At 76.6% G+C, this 15,023-nt stretch carries 12 protein-coding genes and 1 pseudogene; 8 read left to right on the forward strand and 5 right to left on the reverse strand.

Features of this window, described 5'->3' with window-relative positions; translation table 11 throughout:
- A partial coding sequence (locus ACFQ11_RS34115) for an ATP-binding cassette domain-containing protein (protein WP_378306394.1) occupies positions 1–1,329 on the forward strand: 1,329 nt, incomplete at its 5' end.
- Positions 1,330–1,361: 32 nt separating this feature from the next.
- Here the strand turns inward: ACFQ11_RS34115 and pdxR are convergent.
- Positions 1,362–3,011 carry a MocR-like pyridoxine biosynthesis transcription factor PdxR gene (gene pdxR / locus ACFQ11_RS34120; RefSeq protein ID WP_378306396.1) on the reverse strand — a complete coding sequence of 550 codons (1,650 nt, stop codon included), beginning with the start codon at positions 3,009–3,011 and terminating at the stop codon, positions 1,362–1,364.
- 29 nt (positions 3,012–3,040) lie between these two features.
- Here pdxR and ACFQ11_RS34125 point away from each other — a divergent pair, with 29 nt between their 5' ends.
- Positions 3,041–3,964: a methyltransferase domain-containing protein gene (locus tag ACFQ11_RS34125; protein ID WP_378306399.1), complete on the forward strand. Its 924-nt coding sequence runs from the start codon at positions 3,041–3,043 to the stop codon at positions 3,962–3,964.
- Here the strand turns inward: ACFQ11_RS34125 and ACFQ11_RS34130 are convergent.
- On the reverse strand, positions 3,925–4,884 hold the full coding sequence (locus tag ACFQ11_RS34130; protein WP_378306401.1) for an LLM class F420-dependent oxidoreductase: 960 nt from the start codon (positions 4,882–4,884) through the stop codon (positions 3,925–3,927). The two genes, ACFQ11_RS34125 and ACFQ11_RS34130, sit on opposite strands and share 40 nt — an antisense overlap.
- Positions 4,885–5,044: 160 nt before the next feature.
- Positions 5,045–5,884, reverse strand: a complete 840-nt coding sequence (locus ACFQ11_RS34135; RefSeq protein ID WP_378306403.1) for a TetR/AcrR family transcriptional regulator — start codon at positions 5,882–5,884, stop codon at positions 5,045–5,047.
- Between the two features lie 82 nt (positions 5,885–5,966).
- On the opposite strand from ACFQ11_RS34135, the gene ACFQ11_RS34140 reads away from it, so the two are divergent.
- Complete coding sequence (locus tag ACFQ11_RS34140) at positions 5,967–8,288, forward strand: ATP-binding cassette domain-containing protein (RefSeq protein WP_378306406.1); 2,322 nt, start codon at positions 5,967–5,969, stop codon at positions 8,286–8,288.
- Between the two features lie 64 nt (positions 8,289–8,352).
- Here ACFQ11_RS34140 and ACFQ11_RS34145 read toward each other — a convergent pair whose 3' ends face one another.
- Entirely contained in the window at positions 8,353–8,802 is a 450-nt protein-coding gene (locus ACFQ11_RS34145; protein ID WP_378306408.1) for a VOC family protein, read from the reverse strand.
- Positions 8,803–8,934: 132 nt separating this feature from the next.
- Between ACFQ11_RS34145 and ACFQ11_RS34150 the strand changes: the two genes are divergently transcribed.
- The gene (locus tag ACFQ11_RS34150) at positions 8,935–9,912 is read left to right on the forward strand and encodes a helix-turn-helix transcriptional regulator (RefSeq protein WP_378306410.1); all 978 of its coding nucleotides are present in this window, start codon (positions 8,935–8,937) and stop codon (positions 9,910–9,912) included.
- A gap of 63 nt (positions 9,913–9,975) precedes the next feature.
- On the opposite strand, the gene ACFQ11_RS34155 is transcribed toward ACFQ11_RS34150, so the two are convergent.
- Entirely contained in the window at positions 9,976–10,473 is a 498-nt protein-coding gene (locus ACFQ11_RS34155) for a MarR family winged helix-turn-helix transcriptional regulator (RefSeq protein ID WP_378306412.1), read from the reverse strand.
- Positions 10,474–10,658: 185 nt separating this feature from the next.
- On the opposite strand from ACFQ11_RS34155, the gene ACFQ11_RS34160 reads away from it, so the two are divergent.
- The 4 genes and pseudogenes from ACFQ11_RS34160 to ACFQ11_RS34175 all read left to right on the forward strand — a co-directional run.
- Positions 10,659–11,738, forward strand: a complete 1,080-nt coding sequence (locus ACFQ11_RS34160; protein WP_378306414.1) for a CdaR family transcriptional regulator — start codon at positions 10,659–10,661, stop codon at positions 11,736–11,738.
- A 173-nt stretch (positions 11,739–11,911) separates the two neighbouring features.
- Positions 11,912–13,039 carry a glycerate kinase gene (locus tag ACFQ11_RS34165; protein WP_378306416.1) on the forward strand — a complete coding sequence of 376 codons (1,128 nt, stop codon included), beginning with the start codon at positions 11,912–11,914 and terminating at the stop codon, positions 13,037–13,039.
- 104 nt (positions 13,040–13,143) lie between these two features.
- Entirely contained in the window at positions 13,144–14,571 is a 1,428-nt protein-coding gene (locus tag ACFQ11_RS34170) for a GntP family permease (RefSeq protein ID WP_378306418.1), read from the forward strand.
- A gap of 130 nt (positions 14,572–14,701) precedes the next feature.
- Positions 14,702–15,023: pseudogene (locus ACFQ11_RS34175) on the forward strand (hypothetical protein); the annotation flags it as partial.

Consider the following 15,023-nt stretch of genomic DNA (forward strand, 5'->3'; position numbering starts at 1 on the left):
GTCGCGGGCGGGCCCCCGGCGGCGCGGGCGGCCGTGGCGCGCGAGGCGCTGGCGGTGCGGGCGCTGGACGTGCTGGAGGGCGCGGCCGATCTGGCGATGTTCGGGGCGGACGGGCGGTTCGCGGCGCGGGCGCGGGAGGCGGCGGCGCGGCTGGAGCGGGTGGAGCGGTCGGCGGCGCGGGTGTCGGGGCTGGTCGCGGCGGCGGGGTTCGTGGTGCAGGGTGCGACGGCGGCGGCCGTGGTCTGGGCGGGGCTGCGCGGTGGGGCGGACGAGGTGGCGGCGGCGGTGCTGGGGCTGACGGCGCTGGTGGCGGTGGAGTCGGTGCTGCCGCTGGCGGGTGCGGCGCAGCGGTGGCGTGAGGTGGCGCCGGCGGTGCGGCGCGTCGCGGCGGTGCTGGACACGGCGCCCCACGACACGGCGCCCCACGACACGACGCCCCACGACACGACGGCCCACGACACGACGGCCCGCGACACCGGGGCTCGCGACACCGGGGCTCGCGACACCGGGGCTCGCGATGCGGCGCGCGTCCGGGGGCTCTCCCCCGCCGGCGGGCGCGGGACGGTGCGGGGGCCGCTCGGGGTGGAGCTGCTCGGGGTGCGGGTGGTGAGACCGGGCGGGGCGGTCGCGCTGGACGGCGTGGACCTGCGGGTGGAGCCGGGCCGCCGTGTCGCGGTGGTGGGTGCGAGCGGGGCCGGCAAGAGCACGCTGCTGGAGGTGGTCGCGGGGGCGGTGCCGGTGTCGGAAGGCGCGGTCCTGCTGCACGGCCCCGGCCCCGACCCCGTTTCCGGGGGCGGGCGGTGCGCGGAGCCGCCGGACGCGGTGCCGGGTGCGGTGCGGGGGTTGATGCAGGACGCGCACGTGTTCGCCGGGACGGTACGGGCGAATCTGCTGCTGGCGCGTCCGGACGCCGTGGAGGCGGACCTGGACGCGGCGGCGCGGCGGGCCGGGTTCGCCGAGGTGGTGCGGGCGCTGCCGGACGGTTGGGACACGGTGGTGGGGGCGGGCGGCCGGGCGCTGTCGGGCGGGCAGCGGCAGCGGCTGCTGCTGGCGCGGGCGCTGCTGGCCGATCCGCCGGTGCTGCTGCTGGACGAGCCTGCCGAGGCGCTGGACCCGGTGGCGGCGGACGCGCTGACGCGGGGGCTGCTGGCCGCGCCGGGCGGCGGGACGCTGCTGCTGGTCACCCACCGGCTCGCGGCGCTGGAGGCGGCCGACGAGGTGCTGGTGCTGGACGGCGGCCGGGTCGTGCAGCGCGGCGGGCACGCCGCGCTGCTGGCGGAGCCGGGCCCGTACCGGGACCTGTGGGAGTCCGAGGCGCTGGCCGCCTGACGCCCGGCCCGGCCCGCCCCGGCCCGGGCCGTTCAGGGCAGGCCGAGGGCGCGGGCGGCGCGTCCGATGGTCGCGACGCCGTCGGCGATCCGCGCCGGTGTCCCGGCGGCGTAGCCGAGGACGAGGCCGGGCGGGTGCGGGAGCCGGCAGTGCCATGACAGGGGGTGGGTCTTGACGCCCCGCTCGAGCGCGGCGGCCGCCACGGCCCGGTCGACGGCGTCGCCGCCCTGCTCGCCGGTGTCCCCGTCGGCGAAGGTGACGGTCAGGTGCAGCCCGGCGGCGGCGCCGTGGACGGTCGCGGAGGGCAGATGCTCGGCGATCGCGCGGATCATCGCGTCGCGGCGGGCGCGGTGCCGGCGGCGCAGGAACCGCAGTTGCCGCTCCAGCTCCCCCGACTCCATCAGGCGCGCCAGCACCAGCTGCGGCAGCACCGCGCCGCCCAGGTCGGAGCAGCGTTTGGCGTCCACGACGGCGTCGCGGTGCGCGGGCGGCGGCAGCAGCCAGCCGGTGCGCAGCGCGGGCGCCAGGAGCTTGGAGACGCTGCCGGCGTAGAAGACGCGGTCGGCCAGCATGGAGCGCAGCGCCGGGACGGGCGGACGGTCGTAGCGGTGCTCGGCGTCGTAGTCGTCCTCGATGATCAGCCCGCCGTCGCGGGCCCAGTCCATCAGTGCGCGGCGGCGGGGGCCCGACAGGACGGCGCCGGTGGGGAACTGGTGCGCGGGGGTGAGCAGGACGGCGGGGGCGCCGGACGCGCGCAGCCGGTCGACGCGGATCCCGTCGGCGTCGACGGGGACCGGGGGGTGGGCGGTGCCCCAGTAGTCGAGGTGCTGGCGGGTGCCGAGGGATCCGGGGTCCTCGATCGCGACGGTGCCGGTGCCCGCGTCGTGCAGGACGCGGGCCAGCAGCCCGATGACCTGGGCGGTGCCGGTGGTGATGACGATGTCGGCGGGGTCGGCGCGCACGCCGCGGTTGCGGGCGAGCCAGGCCGCGACGGCCGTGCGCAGTTCGGGGGCGCCGCGGGGGTCGCCGTAGCCGAGGCCGGAGGCGGGCAGGGTGGTCAGGACGGCGCGTTCGGCGCGCAGCCACGCGGTGCGGGGGAAGGCGGTCAGGTCGGGCAGGCCGGGTGACAGGTCGACGCGGGCGGGCGCGGCGCGCAGGGTGTCGAACACGTTGCGGGCGGGTTCGCCGTGGAACAGGGCGGCGGGGGCGGGCCGCTCCCCCGGTTCCGGCGGGCGCGCGCCGTCCGCCGGGTTCCGGTTCCCGGGGCCGCGGTCGGGGCGCGCGTCCCGGAGGGACGCCGGGGCCGCGGGGCGGGCGGTCACGGATACGGAGGGGGATGCCGAGGGGGATGCGGAGGGCGGGGCGGCGGTGAGGGGGGCGGCGACGACGACGGTGCCCGCGCGGCCGCGCCCGGCGACGTGGCCGTCGTCGACCAGCCGCCGGTAGGCCTCGGTGACCACGCCGCGCGACACGCGCAGGTCGGCGGCCAGCGTGCGGGTCGCGGGGAGGCGCGCGCCGACGGGCAGGCGTCCGTCGGCGATGGCGTCGCGGAGCCGTCCCGCCAGCCAGTCCGCCAGTCCCCCGCGGGGCGCGTCGCGGACGTCGAGCTGCAGGAAGTCCGCCCCGGGGGTCCCCGCCGCCGTTATGGACCCGCCGGGCGCATCGTCTTTGGACCTGTCCATCGAGCCATTGTGGCGGCACGGTGGGACCCATGGAAACCACCGCGACCGGCGAGACCGGCTACGTCCACGGATACACCGACCGCGAGGCGCGGCGGCTCGGCGAGCAGGCCGACGCCCTCGCCGAGCTCCTGCACGGCGGCACCCGCTACCCGGCCGGCTCCCGGGTCCTGGAGGTCGGCTGCGGCGTCGGCGCCCAGACCCTCCACCTCGTCGACGGCAGCCCCGGCGCGGAGCTGACCTGCGTGGACGTGTCCGCCGAGTCGCTCGCGCGGGCCCGCGCCCGCGTCACCGCCGCCCGCCCCGGCGCGCGCGTCACGTTCGTGCGCGCCGACCTGCGCGACCTGCCGTTCGCCGACGCCGAGTTCGACCACCTGTTCGTCTGCTTCGTCCTGGAGCACCTGCCCGATCCGGTCGCGGCGCTGGCCGGGCTGCGGCGGGTGCTGCGCCCCGGCGGCACCCTCACCGTGATCGAGGGCGACCACGGATCGGCGTTCTTCCACCCCGACAGCGCCGCCGCCCGCACCCTCATCGGGCACCTGGTCGCGCTGCAGGCCGCCAAGGGCGGCGACGCGCTGATCGGGCGGCGCCTGCATCCCCTGCTGAACGACGCCGGATACGGGCGGGTGCACGTCGGGCCCCGCACCGTGTACGTGGACGCCTCACGGCCCGCGCTCGTCCAGGGGTTCATCCACGACACCTTCACCGCCATGGTCGGCTCCGTCCACGACGACGCCCTGGCCGCCGGGCTCGCCACGCCGCAGGAGTGGCGGGACGGCATCGACGGGCTGCGGCGCACCGCCGAGCCCGGCGGCACCTTCCACTACACCTTCTTCAAGGGCACCGCCGTCAACCCGCCCGCCCCCGCCGGGCCGGACGAGGCCGGCGGCGCCGGCGGCGCCGGCGGGGCGGCCGGTCAGGCCCCGCGCACCAGCGGCAGCACCTCGCGGGCGTAGAAGTCGAAGAAGCCGTCCTGCTCCGGCCCGATCTGCTGGACGAACACGTCGTCGTACCCGGCGTCGACGTACTCGCGCAGCGCCCGCGCGTGGACCTGCGGATCCGGGCCGCACGGCACCCGCTCGGCCACCATGTCCTCGGTCACCAGCGCCTTCAGCTGGTCGAACTGGCGGGGCAGCGGCAGCAGCTGGTTCGCCTCGCCCGGGATGTAGTCGCTGGCCCACAGCCGGTGGGCCGTCCGCAGCGCCGCATCGGCGTCGGTGCCCCAGCACGCCTTCAGCCCGCCCTGCACCGGCTTGCCCGCACCGCCCGCGTCGCGGAACACCGACACCAGGTCCGGGATCGGCGCCATGCAGATGAACCCGTCCCCGATCCGGCCCGCCAGCGTCGCGGCCTTGTTCCCGAAGCCCGACACGTAGATCGGCGGCGGCTCGTCCGGCAGCGTGTACAGCCGTGCGGTGTCGAGGCTGTAGTGCTCGCCGCGGTGGGTGACCAGCCGGCCGGTGAACAGCCGCCGCATCAGCCCGATCGCCTCCTCCAGCATCTCCCGCCGCTTGGCCGCGGGCGGCCACCGCGAGTCGATGATGTGCTCGTTGAGCAGTTCCCCGGTGCCGACGCCGAGGACGAACCGGCCCCCGGTCAGCACCGCGGTCGTCGCGGCGGCCTGCGCGATCACCGCGGGATGGGTGCGCACCAGCGGGCAGGTGACCGCGGTGCCGATCGGCAGCGACGTCGCCTCCGCGATCGCGCCGATCACCGTCCACACGAACGACGCCTGCCCCTGCTCCTCCAGCCAGGGATGGAAGTGGTCGGAGATCCACAGCGCCTCGAACCCGGCCTCCTCGGCGAGCCGCGCCTGCCGCACCAGCTCGCCCGGCCCGTGCTCCTCGCAGGACAGGAAGTACCCGAACCTCGTCATCGTCGACGCCTCCCCCGGGACGACACGCGCCCGCCGCGTGCGGCGGGCGCCCTTTAGCGCGCCCTACCCCGGACGTCCGGGACGAACCGGGCACCGGCCATCAGAGGCAGGCCACCGGACGCGATCACCGGGCACGATCACCGGGGACGGGGCGCGCGGGTCACCGGGCGGTTCGGGAGGCGGCGGCCTCGATGCCGTCCAGCACCAGCGCCAGGCCGCCCGCGAACGCCTCCCGCGCCGCCCGCTCCAGATACAGCGCGCCGCCGCCCCCCTCCGGCGCGGCCGCGCCGCACGCCTCATCGAACGCCTCGTCGTCGAAGGCGCCCGCGGCGCTCAGCTCCGCCACCCGCGGGAACCGCGCCGCGAAGTCCGGCGCGACCTCCTCCAGCACCTCGCTGCGCGCGTCCCACCACTCGTCCTCGGTGGTGCCCGTCGCGGCGGCCGCCTGCCGCGCCTCGGCCGCGACCCGCGCCGCCCCGCGCACCACGCTCGACAGCGTCGCCACCGCGCGGCGCGCGTCCCCCGCCGCAAGGCCCGCGCCCGACAGGGCGCCCAGCAGCGCCTCCAGCGCGCGGTACTCGTTCGGGCCCAGCACCGGCCGCGCCTGCGACACCGCCAGCGTCCACGGATGCCGCAGGTAGAACGCCCAGGTGTCCTCCGCCCACGCCGTCACCGCCGCCCGCCAGCCGCCGGCCGCGTCGTACCCGGACGGCAGCTCGGCCTGCGCGCGGTCGTACATCAGGTCGACCAGCTCGGCCTTGCCCGGCACGTAGGTGTACAGCGCCATCGCCGTGCGGCCCAGCCGTTCCCCGACCGCCCGCATCGACAGCGCCGCCATCCCCTCGGCGTCGGCGACCGCGATCGCGGTGTCCACGATCGCCTCCACGCTCAGCCCCGGGCGGGGCCCGGGACGGGACGAGCCGCCGCCCGCGTCCCCGGGGACGCGCCACAGCAGGTGCATCGAACCGCGGGCGTCACCCTGCCCGGCGAAGACGACCAAACCGCATCTCCTTATGCAATAAACTGACCCGCTCGAGCATCTCTTTACGCCCTAAAATACCAAGCCGGGAGTGACGCCGCCCATGAACGCCCCACCGACGCCCGCCGCCCCCCTCGCCGGGGAATCCGCCGGGGAGCCCGCCGCCGGCGCCGCGGCCGACCGCCACGACGTCATCGAGGTCCGCGGCGCCCGGGAGAACAACCTCGCCGGCGTCGACGTCGACATCCCCAAGCGCCGCCTCACCGTCTTCACCGGCGTGTCCGGATCCGGCAAGTCGTCCCTGGTGTTCGGCACCGTCGCCGCCGAGTCCCAGCGCCTCATCAACGAGACCTACACCGCGTTCGTCCAGTCGTTCATGCCCAGCCTCGGCCGCCCCGACGTCGACGCGCTGCGCAACCTGTCCGCCGCCATCGTCGTCGACCAGGAACGCATGGGCGCCAACTCCCGCTCCACCGTCGGGACCGCCACCGACGCCCACGCCATGCTGCGCATCGTGTTCAGCCGCCTCGGCGAGCCGCACGTCGGGACCTCCAGCGCGTTCAGCTTCAACCACGCCGAGGGCATGTGCCCCGAATGCGAGGGCCTGGGACGCGTCAGCAGCATCGACGTCGACGAGCTCGTCGACCGCGACCGCTCCCTCAACGACGGCGCGATCACCGTCCCCGGCTTCGGCGTGGGCGGCTGGTACTGGAAGGTGTTCGTCGACTCCGGCCTGTTCGACCCCGACGTCCCCCTGCGCGACTACACCGAGGGCCAGTGGGACGACTTCCTCAACAAGCCCGCCACCAAGATCAAGAGCAACGGGTTGAACACCAGCTACGAGGGCCTGCTGGTGAAGGTGCGGCGCCTGTACCTCAACAAGGACCGCGAGTCCATGCAGAAGCACATCGGCGCGTTCGTCGACCGCGCCGTGGTGTTCGCCGCCTGCCCCGCCTGCGGCGGCGCCCGCCTCAACGCCGCCGCGCTCGGCAGCCGCATCGCCGGGCGCAACATCGCCGACTGCGCCGCCATGCAGATCAGCGACCTGGCCGGGTTCGTCCGCGGCATCGACGCCCCGCAGGTCGCGCCGCTCGTCGCGACCCTGCAGGGCACCCTGGACTCCCTGGTCGAGATCGGCCTGGGCTACCTCAGCCTCGACCGCGAGTCCGGCAGCCTGTCCGGCGGCGAGGCCCAGCGCGTCAAGATGGTCCGCCACCTCGGCTCGTCCCTCACCGACGTCACCTACGTCTTCGACGAGCCCACCGCCGGCCTGCACCCCCACGACATCGCCCGCATGAACGACCTGCTGCTGCGGCTGCGCGACAAGGGCAACACCGTCCTGGTCGTCGAGCACAAGCCCGAGACCATCGCGATCGCCGACCACGTCGTCGACCTCGGCCCCGGCGCCGGAACCGAGGGCGGCCGCATCTGCTACACCGGCGACGTCGCGGGCCTGCGCGCGTCCGGCACCCTCACCGGCCGCCACCTCGACGACCGCGCCCGGCTGCGCGGCACCGTCCGCGAACCCGCCGGCCACCTGGCGATCAAGGGCGCGAACCTGCACAACCTCCGCGACGTCGACGTGGAGATCCCCCTGGGCGTCCTCACCGTCGTCACCGGCGTCGCCGGATCCGGCAAGAGCTCCCTGATCCACGGATCGCTGCCCGGACGCGACGGCGTCGTCGTGGTCGACCAGTCCCCCGTGCGCGGCTCCCGCCGCAGCAACCCCGCCACCTACACCGGGCTGCTGGACGCCGTCCGCACCGCGTTCGCCAAGGCCAACGGCGTCAGGGCCGCCCTGTTCAGCGCCAACTCCGAAGGCGCCTGCCCCCGCTGCAAGGGCATCGGCCTGGTCTACACCGACCTGGCCATGATGGCCGGGGTCGCGACGGTCTGCGAGGAGTGCGACGGGCGCCGCTACACCGCCGAGGTCCTCACCTACAGGCTGCGCGGCAAGGACATCAGCCAGGTGCTGGCCATGTCCGTCGCCGAGGCCCGCGAGTTCTTCCCCTCCGGGCAGGCCCGCGCCGTCCTGGACCGCCTCGCCGACGTCGGCCTGGGCTACCTGCGGCTCGGCCAGCCCCTCACCACCCTGTCCGGCGGCGAGCGGCAGCGCCTCAAGCTCGCCGTCCACATGGCCGAGAAGGCCGCCGTCTACGTGCTGGACGAGCCCACCACCGGCCTGCACCTCGCCGACGTCGGGAAGCTGCTGGCCCTGCTGGACCGCCTCGTCAACGCGGGCAACACCGTCATCGTCATCGAGCACCACCAGGCCGTCATGGCGCACGCCGACTGGATCATCGACCTCGGCCCCGGCGCCGGCCACGACGGCGGCCGCGTCGTCTACACCGGCACCCCCGCCGGCCTCGTCGCCGGCGCCGACACCCTCACCGCCCGCCACCTGCGCGACTACGTCGCCACCTGACCCACCGCCCCCGGCCCGCCGCCCGGCCCGCAGAGCCGGGCGGCCGGCGGGCCGGGCGGCCTGCTCACGGTGCCGGCCTGCTCACGGTGCCGGTCCGCTCCAGCACCTCCAGGTAGTGCGGGTTCTTCATGATCCCCAGCACGTTGCCGAACGGGTCCACGACCGACGCCGTGACGAACCCGCCGTCCCCCCGCGCCGTGATCCCCTCGTGCAGGGTCGCGCCCATCTCCAGCAGCCGATCCAGCGTCCCCTCCAGATCGTCCACGTGCCAGCTCAGGACCACCCCGCCCGGCCCCGCCCCACGCCCCGCCGCGTGCCCGGGCGGCGCGAACCGCGCGTCGATCAGCCCCAGCTCGTCCAGCCGGTCGCCGATCCGGAACTCGTAGTACCCGACCTTCCCGTCCGGGCCCGCCTTGCTGAAGTACGGCTCGGTGCCCAGCAGCTCGGCGTACCAGCGGGACGCCGCCTCCAGGTCCTCCGCCCACAGGCTCACGTTCGCCATTCCCCGCAGCATGTCCCCGCTCCTTCCGCTCGTCCCGCGCCGGCCGCGCCTCCGCAGGTCACAGAGCCCCGCCCGGCCGACGTCTCCGACGCTAGGCGGCCACCAGGTCGGCGAACGTCCTAATGGCGCGGCAGGATGGAATCCATGCGCGATCCTTCCGGACGGCTGCTGCGGCTGCTGTCCCTCCTGCAGAGCCCGCGCGAATGGCCCGGCGGCGAGCTCGCCGAGCGGCTGGGCGTCACCACCCGCACCGTCCGCCGCGATATCGAACGGCTCCGCGACCTCGGCTACCCCGTGCACGCCGCGCGCGGCAGCACCGGCGGCTACCGGCTCACCGCCGGGGCCGCGATGCCGCCGCTGCTGCTGGACGACGACGAGGCCGTCGCGATCGCGATCGGGCTGCGCACCGCCGCCGCGGCCGCCGTCACCGGCGTCGCCGACAGCGGCCCCCGCGCCCTGGCCAAACTCGAGCAGGTCCTGCCGCCCCGGCTGCGGCACCGCGTCGCCGCCCTCGCCGAGGCCGCCGTCGCCCTGCCCGCACCCGCACCCGACGCGGTCGCCGCCGACCCGGGCGTCCTGTCCGCGCTCGCCGCCGCCTGCGTCACCGGGGAGGACGTCCGCTTCGCCTACACCGCCGCCGACGGCGCCACCGGCCGCAGGCTGGCGCAGCCGCACCGCCTCGTCGCCGCCGGCCGCCGCTGGTACCTGGTCGCCCACGACACCGGCCGGGACGCCTGGCGCACCTTCCGCGCCGACCGCATCACCGAGGTGCACCGCACCGGCGCCCGCCGCCCCGCCCGCCGCCCGCCCGGCGGCGCCGACGCGGTGACCTGGGCGATGGACGCCCTGGCGGGCGGCTCGGGCACCATCCGGGCCCGGCTGCTGCTGCACGCCCCGATCGAGGAGGCCGCCCCGCACGTCACCGCGTGGCAGGGCGTCCTGGAACCGGCCGGCGAGCGCACCGCCCTGCTGCACACCCACGGCGACACCCTGTGGTACCTCGCGCACCGCATCACCGCGCTGCCCATCGACTACACGCTGCTCGGCCCGCCCGAACTCGCCGGGACGCTCACCGAGATCGCCGAACGGGCCGCCCGCGCCGTCCGCCCCCGCCCGCACTGACCCCGACCACCCCGCCCGCCCACCCCGACCGGACCGGTCCGCTCCCCCGCCGCAGGCCGGGGGTCAGTCCGCGGTGTCGCCCAGCGACTCCAACAGCGTGCGCAGCGTGTCCGCCAGCCGATCCCGCTCCGCGGGGTCCAGCCCCGCCAGCAGCCGCGCCTCGTTCCGCGCGTGCAGCCCGACGACCTCGTCCACCAGCGCCAGCCCGGCCCCCGTCAGCCGGATCCGCACCGACCGGCGGTCGCCGGCGTCGCGGACCCGCTCCACCAGCCCCCGCGCCTCCAGCCGGTCGATCCGGTTGGTGATCGCGCCCGAGGTGACCATGGACGTGCGCAGCAGCGCCCCCGCCGTCAGCTCGTAGGGGGCGCCCGAGCGGCGCAGCGTCGCCAGCACGTCGAACTCCCAGTTCTCCAGCCCGTGCCCGGCGAAGAACTCCCGCAGCTCCCGGTTCAGCAGCATCTGCAACCGCGAGATCCGCCCGATGACGCCCATCGGCGCCACGTCCACATCGGGCCGCTCGCGCCGCCACTGCGCCAGGATGCCGTCCACCGCGTCCGTCATCGCCCCTCCTATCTCAACGTTGAGATTATCAACGGTCGGCGACCGGCGTGCGGGGAACGGCGCGCCGCGATCGCGGCGCCGGACGCCCCCCGCACGCCGGTGGACGCCCCGGGCGCAGGCCCGGCCCCGGCTCCGCGGGCGGCCGCCGCAATGATCGCGCGGGAGCGGGCGCATAGAGTGGCCGCGTGATCACCGGTGCGGACGCCCAGGCCATCGTGGACGAGATCATGCGGCGCCTCGGCCGGAACGTGAACCTCATGGACGGCCGCGGCGTCATCATCGCCAGCGGCGAGCGGGACCGCGTCGGCGGCGTGCACGACGGCGCCGTCCGGGTGCTGCGCAGCGGCGCGCCCGTCGCGGTGACCGGCGCGCAGGCGCGGCGGATGCGCGGCACCCGCGCCGGGGTGAACCTCCCGGTCCGGATCGGCGCGGAGATCGCCGGGGTCGTCGGGGTCACCGGGGAACCGCGCGAGGTCGGCGACCTCGCCGAGGCCGTCGCCCTGATGACCGAGCTGATGATCACCCAGCAGGCGATGCGGGCCGAGGCCGAATGGCGCCGCCGCACCCGCGACCAGATCGTCGCCGACCTGCTGGCCGGGCGGCTCACCGCCGCGGCGTGGCGGCAGCGGCTGCGGCTCGTCGACGCCCGCCCCGAACCGCCGTTCGCGCTGTTCGCGGTGCGCCCCGCCGCCGACGCCGCCGCCGACGCCATGGGCGCCGCCGGCAGCCTCTACCGGCGGCTCGGCGGCGGCGAGCAGCAGGTCCTGGCATCGGTCGACGTCACCGGCACCCTGTGGGTGGTGGCCGGGACCGCCGCGCCCGCCGCGCTGCGCGGCCGGCTGCTGGACCTGCGCCGCGACCTGCCCCGCGCGTGCCTGCTGGACGGCGGGACCGCCGCCGACTTCGGCGCCCTCGCCGAGACCGTCCGCCGCGCCCGCCTCGCACTGCGCCGCCGCACCCTGCCCGACGTCACGACGCTGCACGAGCAGGAGGTGAGCGTGCTGCTCGCCGATCTGCCGGACGCCGCCGCCGGCGCGGCCGCCGACCGGGTCCTCGGCCCGCTCCCCGACGAGCTCCGCCGCACCCTGCGCGCCTACTTCGACCACGGCCGGCACGTCGCGGCGGCCGCGCGGGAACTGAACGTCCACCGCAACACCCTGGTGTACCGGCTGGGGCGGGTCGCCGAGCTGACCGGACGCGACCCGCGCGCGTTCGACGACGCCGTCGCGCTCCGCCTCGCCCTGCACATCACCGACCTCGACTGACCCTCCCGGACGCTCGCTTTCGTCGTCGTGCACAAACGATCGCCCGGTCGGGGGCGCGGACTTTGGTCGCCGCGCCGGTGCCCTGCCCCGCCCGCCGCTTCTAAGGTCTGTCCACACCCCGCCGGCCGACAGCAGGCCGGGGGGCGGGCCGACCAGGAGCAGGAGGACCTTTCGTGCGCATCGTCGTCGCGCCCGACTCGTTCAAGGGCGGCCTCAGCGCGTCCGCCGTGTGCGCGGCCGTGGAGACCGGCGTGCGCCGCGCGGCGCCCGGCGCGACCGTCGCGCAGGTGCCGATGGCCGACGGCGGCGAGGGCACCGTCGACTGCTTCCTGCGCGCCCGCGGCGGCGAGGAGATCACCCGCACCGTCGCCGGCCCCCTCGGCCGCCCCGTCGAGGCCGCCTACGCGATCTCCCGGGACGGGCGCGCGGCCGTCGTCGAGCTCGCGGCGGCGTCCGGGCTGCCGCTGCTGGCGCCCGGCGACCGCGACCCCATGCGCGCCGACACCACCGGGACGGGCGAGCTCATCGCCGACGCGATCGCCCGCGGCGCCCGCGACGTCCTGGTCTGCGTCGGCGGCAGCGCCACCACCGACGGCGGCACCGGCCTGCTGCGCGCCCTCGGCGTCCGGTTCACCGGCGCGGACGGCGCCGGGCTCGCCCCCGGCGGCGCCGCGCTCGCCGGGCTCGCCGCGATCGACGACTCCGGCGTGCCCGCCGCCGTGCGCGAGACCCGGTTCCGCGTCGCCTGCGACGTCACCAACCCGTTCGTCGGGCCGTCCGGCGCCGCCGCGGTGTTCGGCCCGCAGAAGGGCGCCGGCCCCGACCAGGTGCGGGACCTGGACGCCGCGCTGACCCGCTTCGCCGACGTCCTGCACGCCCGCTACGGCGTCCGCGTCCACGACCTGCCCGGGGCGGGCGCGGCGGGCGGCACCTGCGGCGGGCTCGTGGCGGTGCTGGGCGCCGAACCCGCCCGCGGCGCCGAGCTGGTCGCCGACATGGTCGGCCTGCCCGCCGCGCTCGACGGCGCCGACCTGGTGATCACCGGGGAGGGGCGGCTTGACGGGCAGAGCGCCGGCGGCAAGGTCGTCTCGGTGGTCGCCGGGCTCGCCCGCGGCCGCGGCGTCCCCGCGGTGGCGCTCGCCGGATCCGTCGCCGGGCCGCTGGACGACCTGCACGCCCTCGGGCTGACCGCCGCGTTCAGCCTCGCCGACGGGCCCCGGACGCTGGACGAGCTCATCGGCTCGGCCTCGCCGCTGCTGGCCGCCCTCGCCGAACAGGTCGTGCGGCTGCGCACGTCCTGACCCTCCCGGAGCCCGGAGCACCCGGCCCCGGTCCCCGTTCGCGCCCCGCCCCGCCCCCCGGTGGCCGGGCCACCACCCCCATGTAAGGCACGTCAAGGAGTCCCATGACCACCACCGGCCCCTTCCTGCTGCTCGCGCTCGCCGCGAGCATCGGCTTGATCGTCCTGCTGAGCGGGCGGTTCAAGCTGCACCCGTTCCTCGCGATCGTCCTGTCGACGTTCGCGTTCGGGCTCGCCGCGATGGGGATCGGCGCCGCCGCCGGGTCCGACGAGCCCTACGTGGCCGACCTCGGCGGGACGATCGCCGAGGGCTTCGGGTCGATCCTGGCCGGCATCGGGCTCGTGATCATCTTCGGGACGATCATCGGGAAGGTGCTGGAGCGCACCGGCGCCGCCGTCACCCTCGCCGACGCCGTCCTGAGGGTCGTCGGCAAGCGGCACCCCGCCATCGCCATGTCGCTGATGGGCTGGGTGGTGTCCATCCCGGTGTTCTGCGACTCCGGATACGTCGTGCTGTCGCCGCTGCAGCGGTCGATCGCCCGCAAGACCGGCCGCAACCCCGTCGTCCTCGGCACCGCGCTCGCCACCGGCCTGTACGCCTCGCACACGTTCGTCCCGCCGACGCCCGGCCCGATCGCGGCCGCCGGCAACGTCGGCATCGGCGCCGACGGGCTGGTCTGGGTCATCCTGTTCGGCATCCCGGTGTCCCTGGTCGCCACCATCGCCGGGCTGGCGTGGGCGCTGCGCCGCACCCCGAACCTGGAGAGCGCGCTGCCGCAGGCGCAGCAGACGTTCGAGGAGTACAAGGCCCAGTTCGAGCGCATCCCCGGCCTCGGCCGCGCGCTCGCCCCGATCGTCGTGCCGATCCTGCTGATGGCGGCCGGATCGGTCGCCTCGTTCCCGTCGGGCGACGGCACCCTGGTCGGCGGCGCGCTCGGCGACGTCATCGCCGACCTGGGCACCCCCGTCAACGCCCTGCTGATCGGCGTCCTGCTGGCGCTCGCGCTGCTGCCCGCCCGCCGCGACGCCGAGGTGCTGACCAAGTGGGTCGGCGAGGGCCTGTCCGACGCCGCGATCATCCTGGTGATCACCGGGGCGGGCGGCGCGTTCGGCGCCGTGATCAAGGCGACCCCCATCGCCGACTACATCAAGAGCCTCATCGGCGACGGCTCCTCGGTCGCCGGGCCCGTCGCGCTGCTGGTGCTGTTCGGGCTCGCCGCGCTGCTGAAGACGGCGCAGGGCAGTTCCACCGCCGCCCTGATCATCACCTCGACGCTCGCGCAGCCGCTGCTGCCCGCGCTCGGCCTGGACGTCACGATGGGGAACATCCCGGTCGGCCAAGTCCTGGCGGTCATGGCCATCGGCGCGGGCGCCATGGTGGTCAGCCACGTCAACGACTCCTACTTCTGGGTCGTCACGCAGTTCTCCGGCATGAGCGTCTCCACCGCCTACCGCGCGCACACCGCGGCGACCCTCGTGCAGGGCGTCACGGCCATCGCGTTCGTCCTCGTCCTCGGCGTCGCGCTGCTGTGAACCGCCCGGGCGGCCGGGGTCCGCGCCGCGGCGCGGACCCGGCCGTCCCCGCGACCGCGCCCCCGGGAGGCCGCGGGCTCTCCGGCGAGGCGGATTGTGCCCGCCTCGTGACCCTTGGTAGTCAGGGGGCGTGCCGAACCACGACCTGCGACCACCCGCCCCGCGCGTCCCCCCGGACTTCGACGAACCCTGGCGCGTCGGCCCGTCCCCGGCCCGGCGCCGCCGGCGCCGCCTGCTCGTCCCCGCGCTGTCGGTCGCGGCCGTCGCCGCGGGCGCCGGCGTCCTGTACGTCGCGTCCCCGCCGGACGCCCCGGCGACGCAGCACCCGGCCCGCACCCCCGACTCCCTGCTGAACAAGGACCGTCCGCCGCCCGGCCCGGCGCTGTCCCGGCCCGGCGACCCCGCGGCCCCGGACGGACGGCCCGGCGGCCCGGCGGGCCCGCTCGGTGGTG

The sequence above is a fragment of the Actinomadura sediminis genome (genome assembly GCF_042675525.1).
GTDB lineage: Bacteria > Actinomycetota > Actinomycetes > Streptosporangiales > Streptosporangiaceae > Spirillospora > Spirillospora sediminis.

What these genes read in the sequence shown, in the direction of transcription:
- pdxR (WP_378306396.1), bottom strand. Translation starts at nt 3,011, where the DNA reads ATGGACAGGTCCAAAGACGATGCGCCCGGCGGGTCCATAACGGCGGCG.
- ACFQ11_RS34125 (WP_378306399.1), top strand. Translation starts at nt 3,041, where the DNA reads ATGGAAACCACCGCGACCGGCGAGACCGGCTACGTCCACGGATACACC.
- ACFQ11_RS34130 (WP_378306401.1), bottom strand. Translation starts at nt 4,884, where the DNA reads ATGACGAGGTTCGGGTACTTCCTGTCCTGCGAGGAGCACGGGCCGGGC.
- ACFQ11_RS34140 (WP_378306406.1), top strand. Translation starts at nt 5,967, where the DNA reads ATGAACGCCCCACCGACGCCCGCCGCCCCCCTCGCCGGGGAATCCGCC.
- ACFQ11_RS34145 (WP_378306408.1), bottom strand. Translation starts at nt 8,802, where the DNA reads ATGCTGCGGGGAATGGCGAACGTGAGCCTGTGGGCGGAGGACCTGGAG.
- ACFQ11_RS34150 (WP_378306410.1), top strand. Translation starts at nt 8,935, where the DNA reads ATGCGCGATCCTTCCGGACGGCTGCTGCGGCTGCTGTCCCTCCTGCAG.
- ACFQ11_RS34155 (WP_378306412.1), bottom strand. Translation starts at nt 10,473, where the DNA reads ATGACGGACGCGGTGGACGGCATCCTGGCGCAGTGGCGGCGCGAGCGG.
- ACFQ11_RS34170 (WP_378306418.1), top strand. Translation starts at nt 13,144, where the DNA reads ATGACCACCACCGGCCCCTTCCTGCTGCTCGCGCTCGCCGCGAGCATC.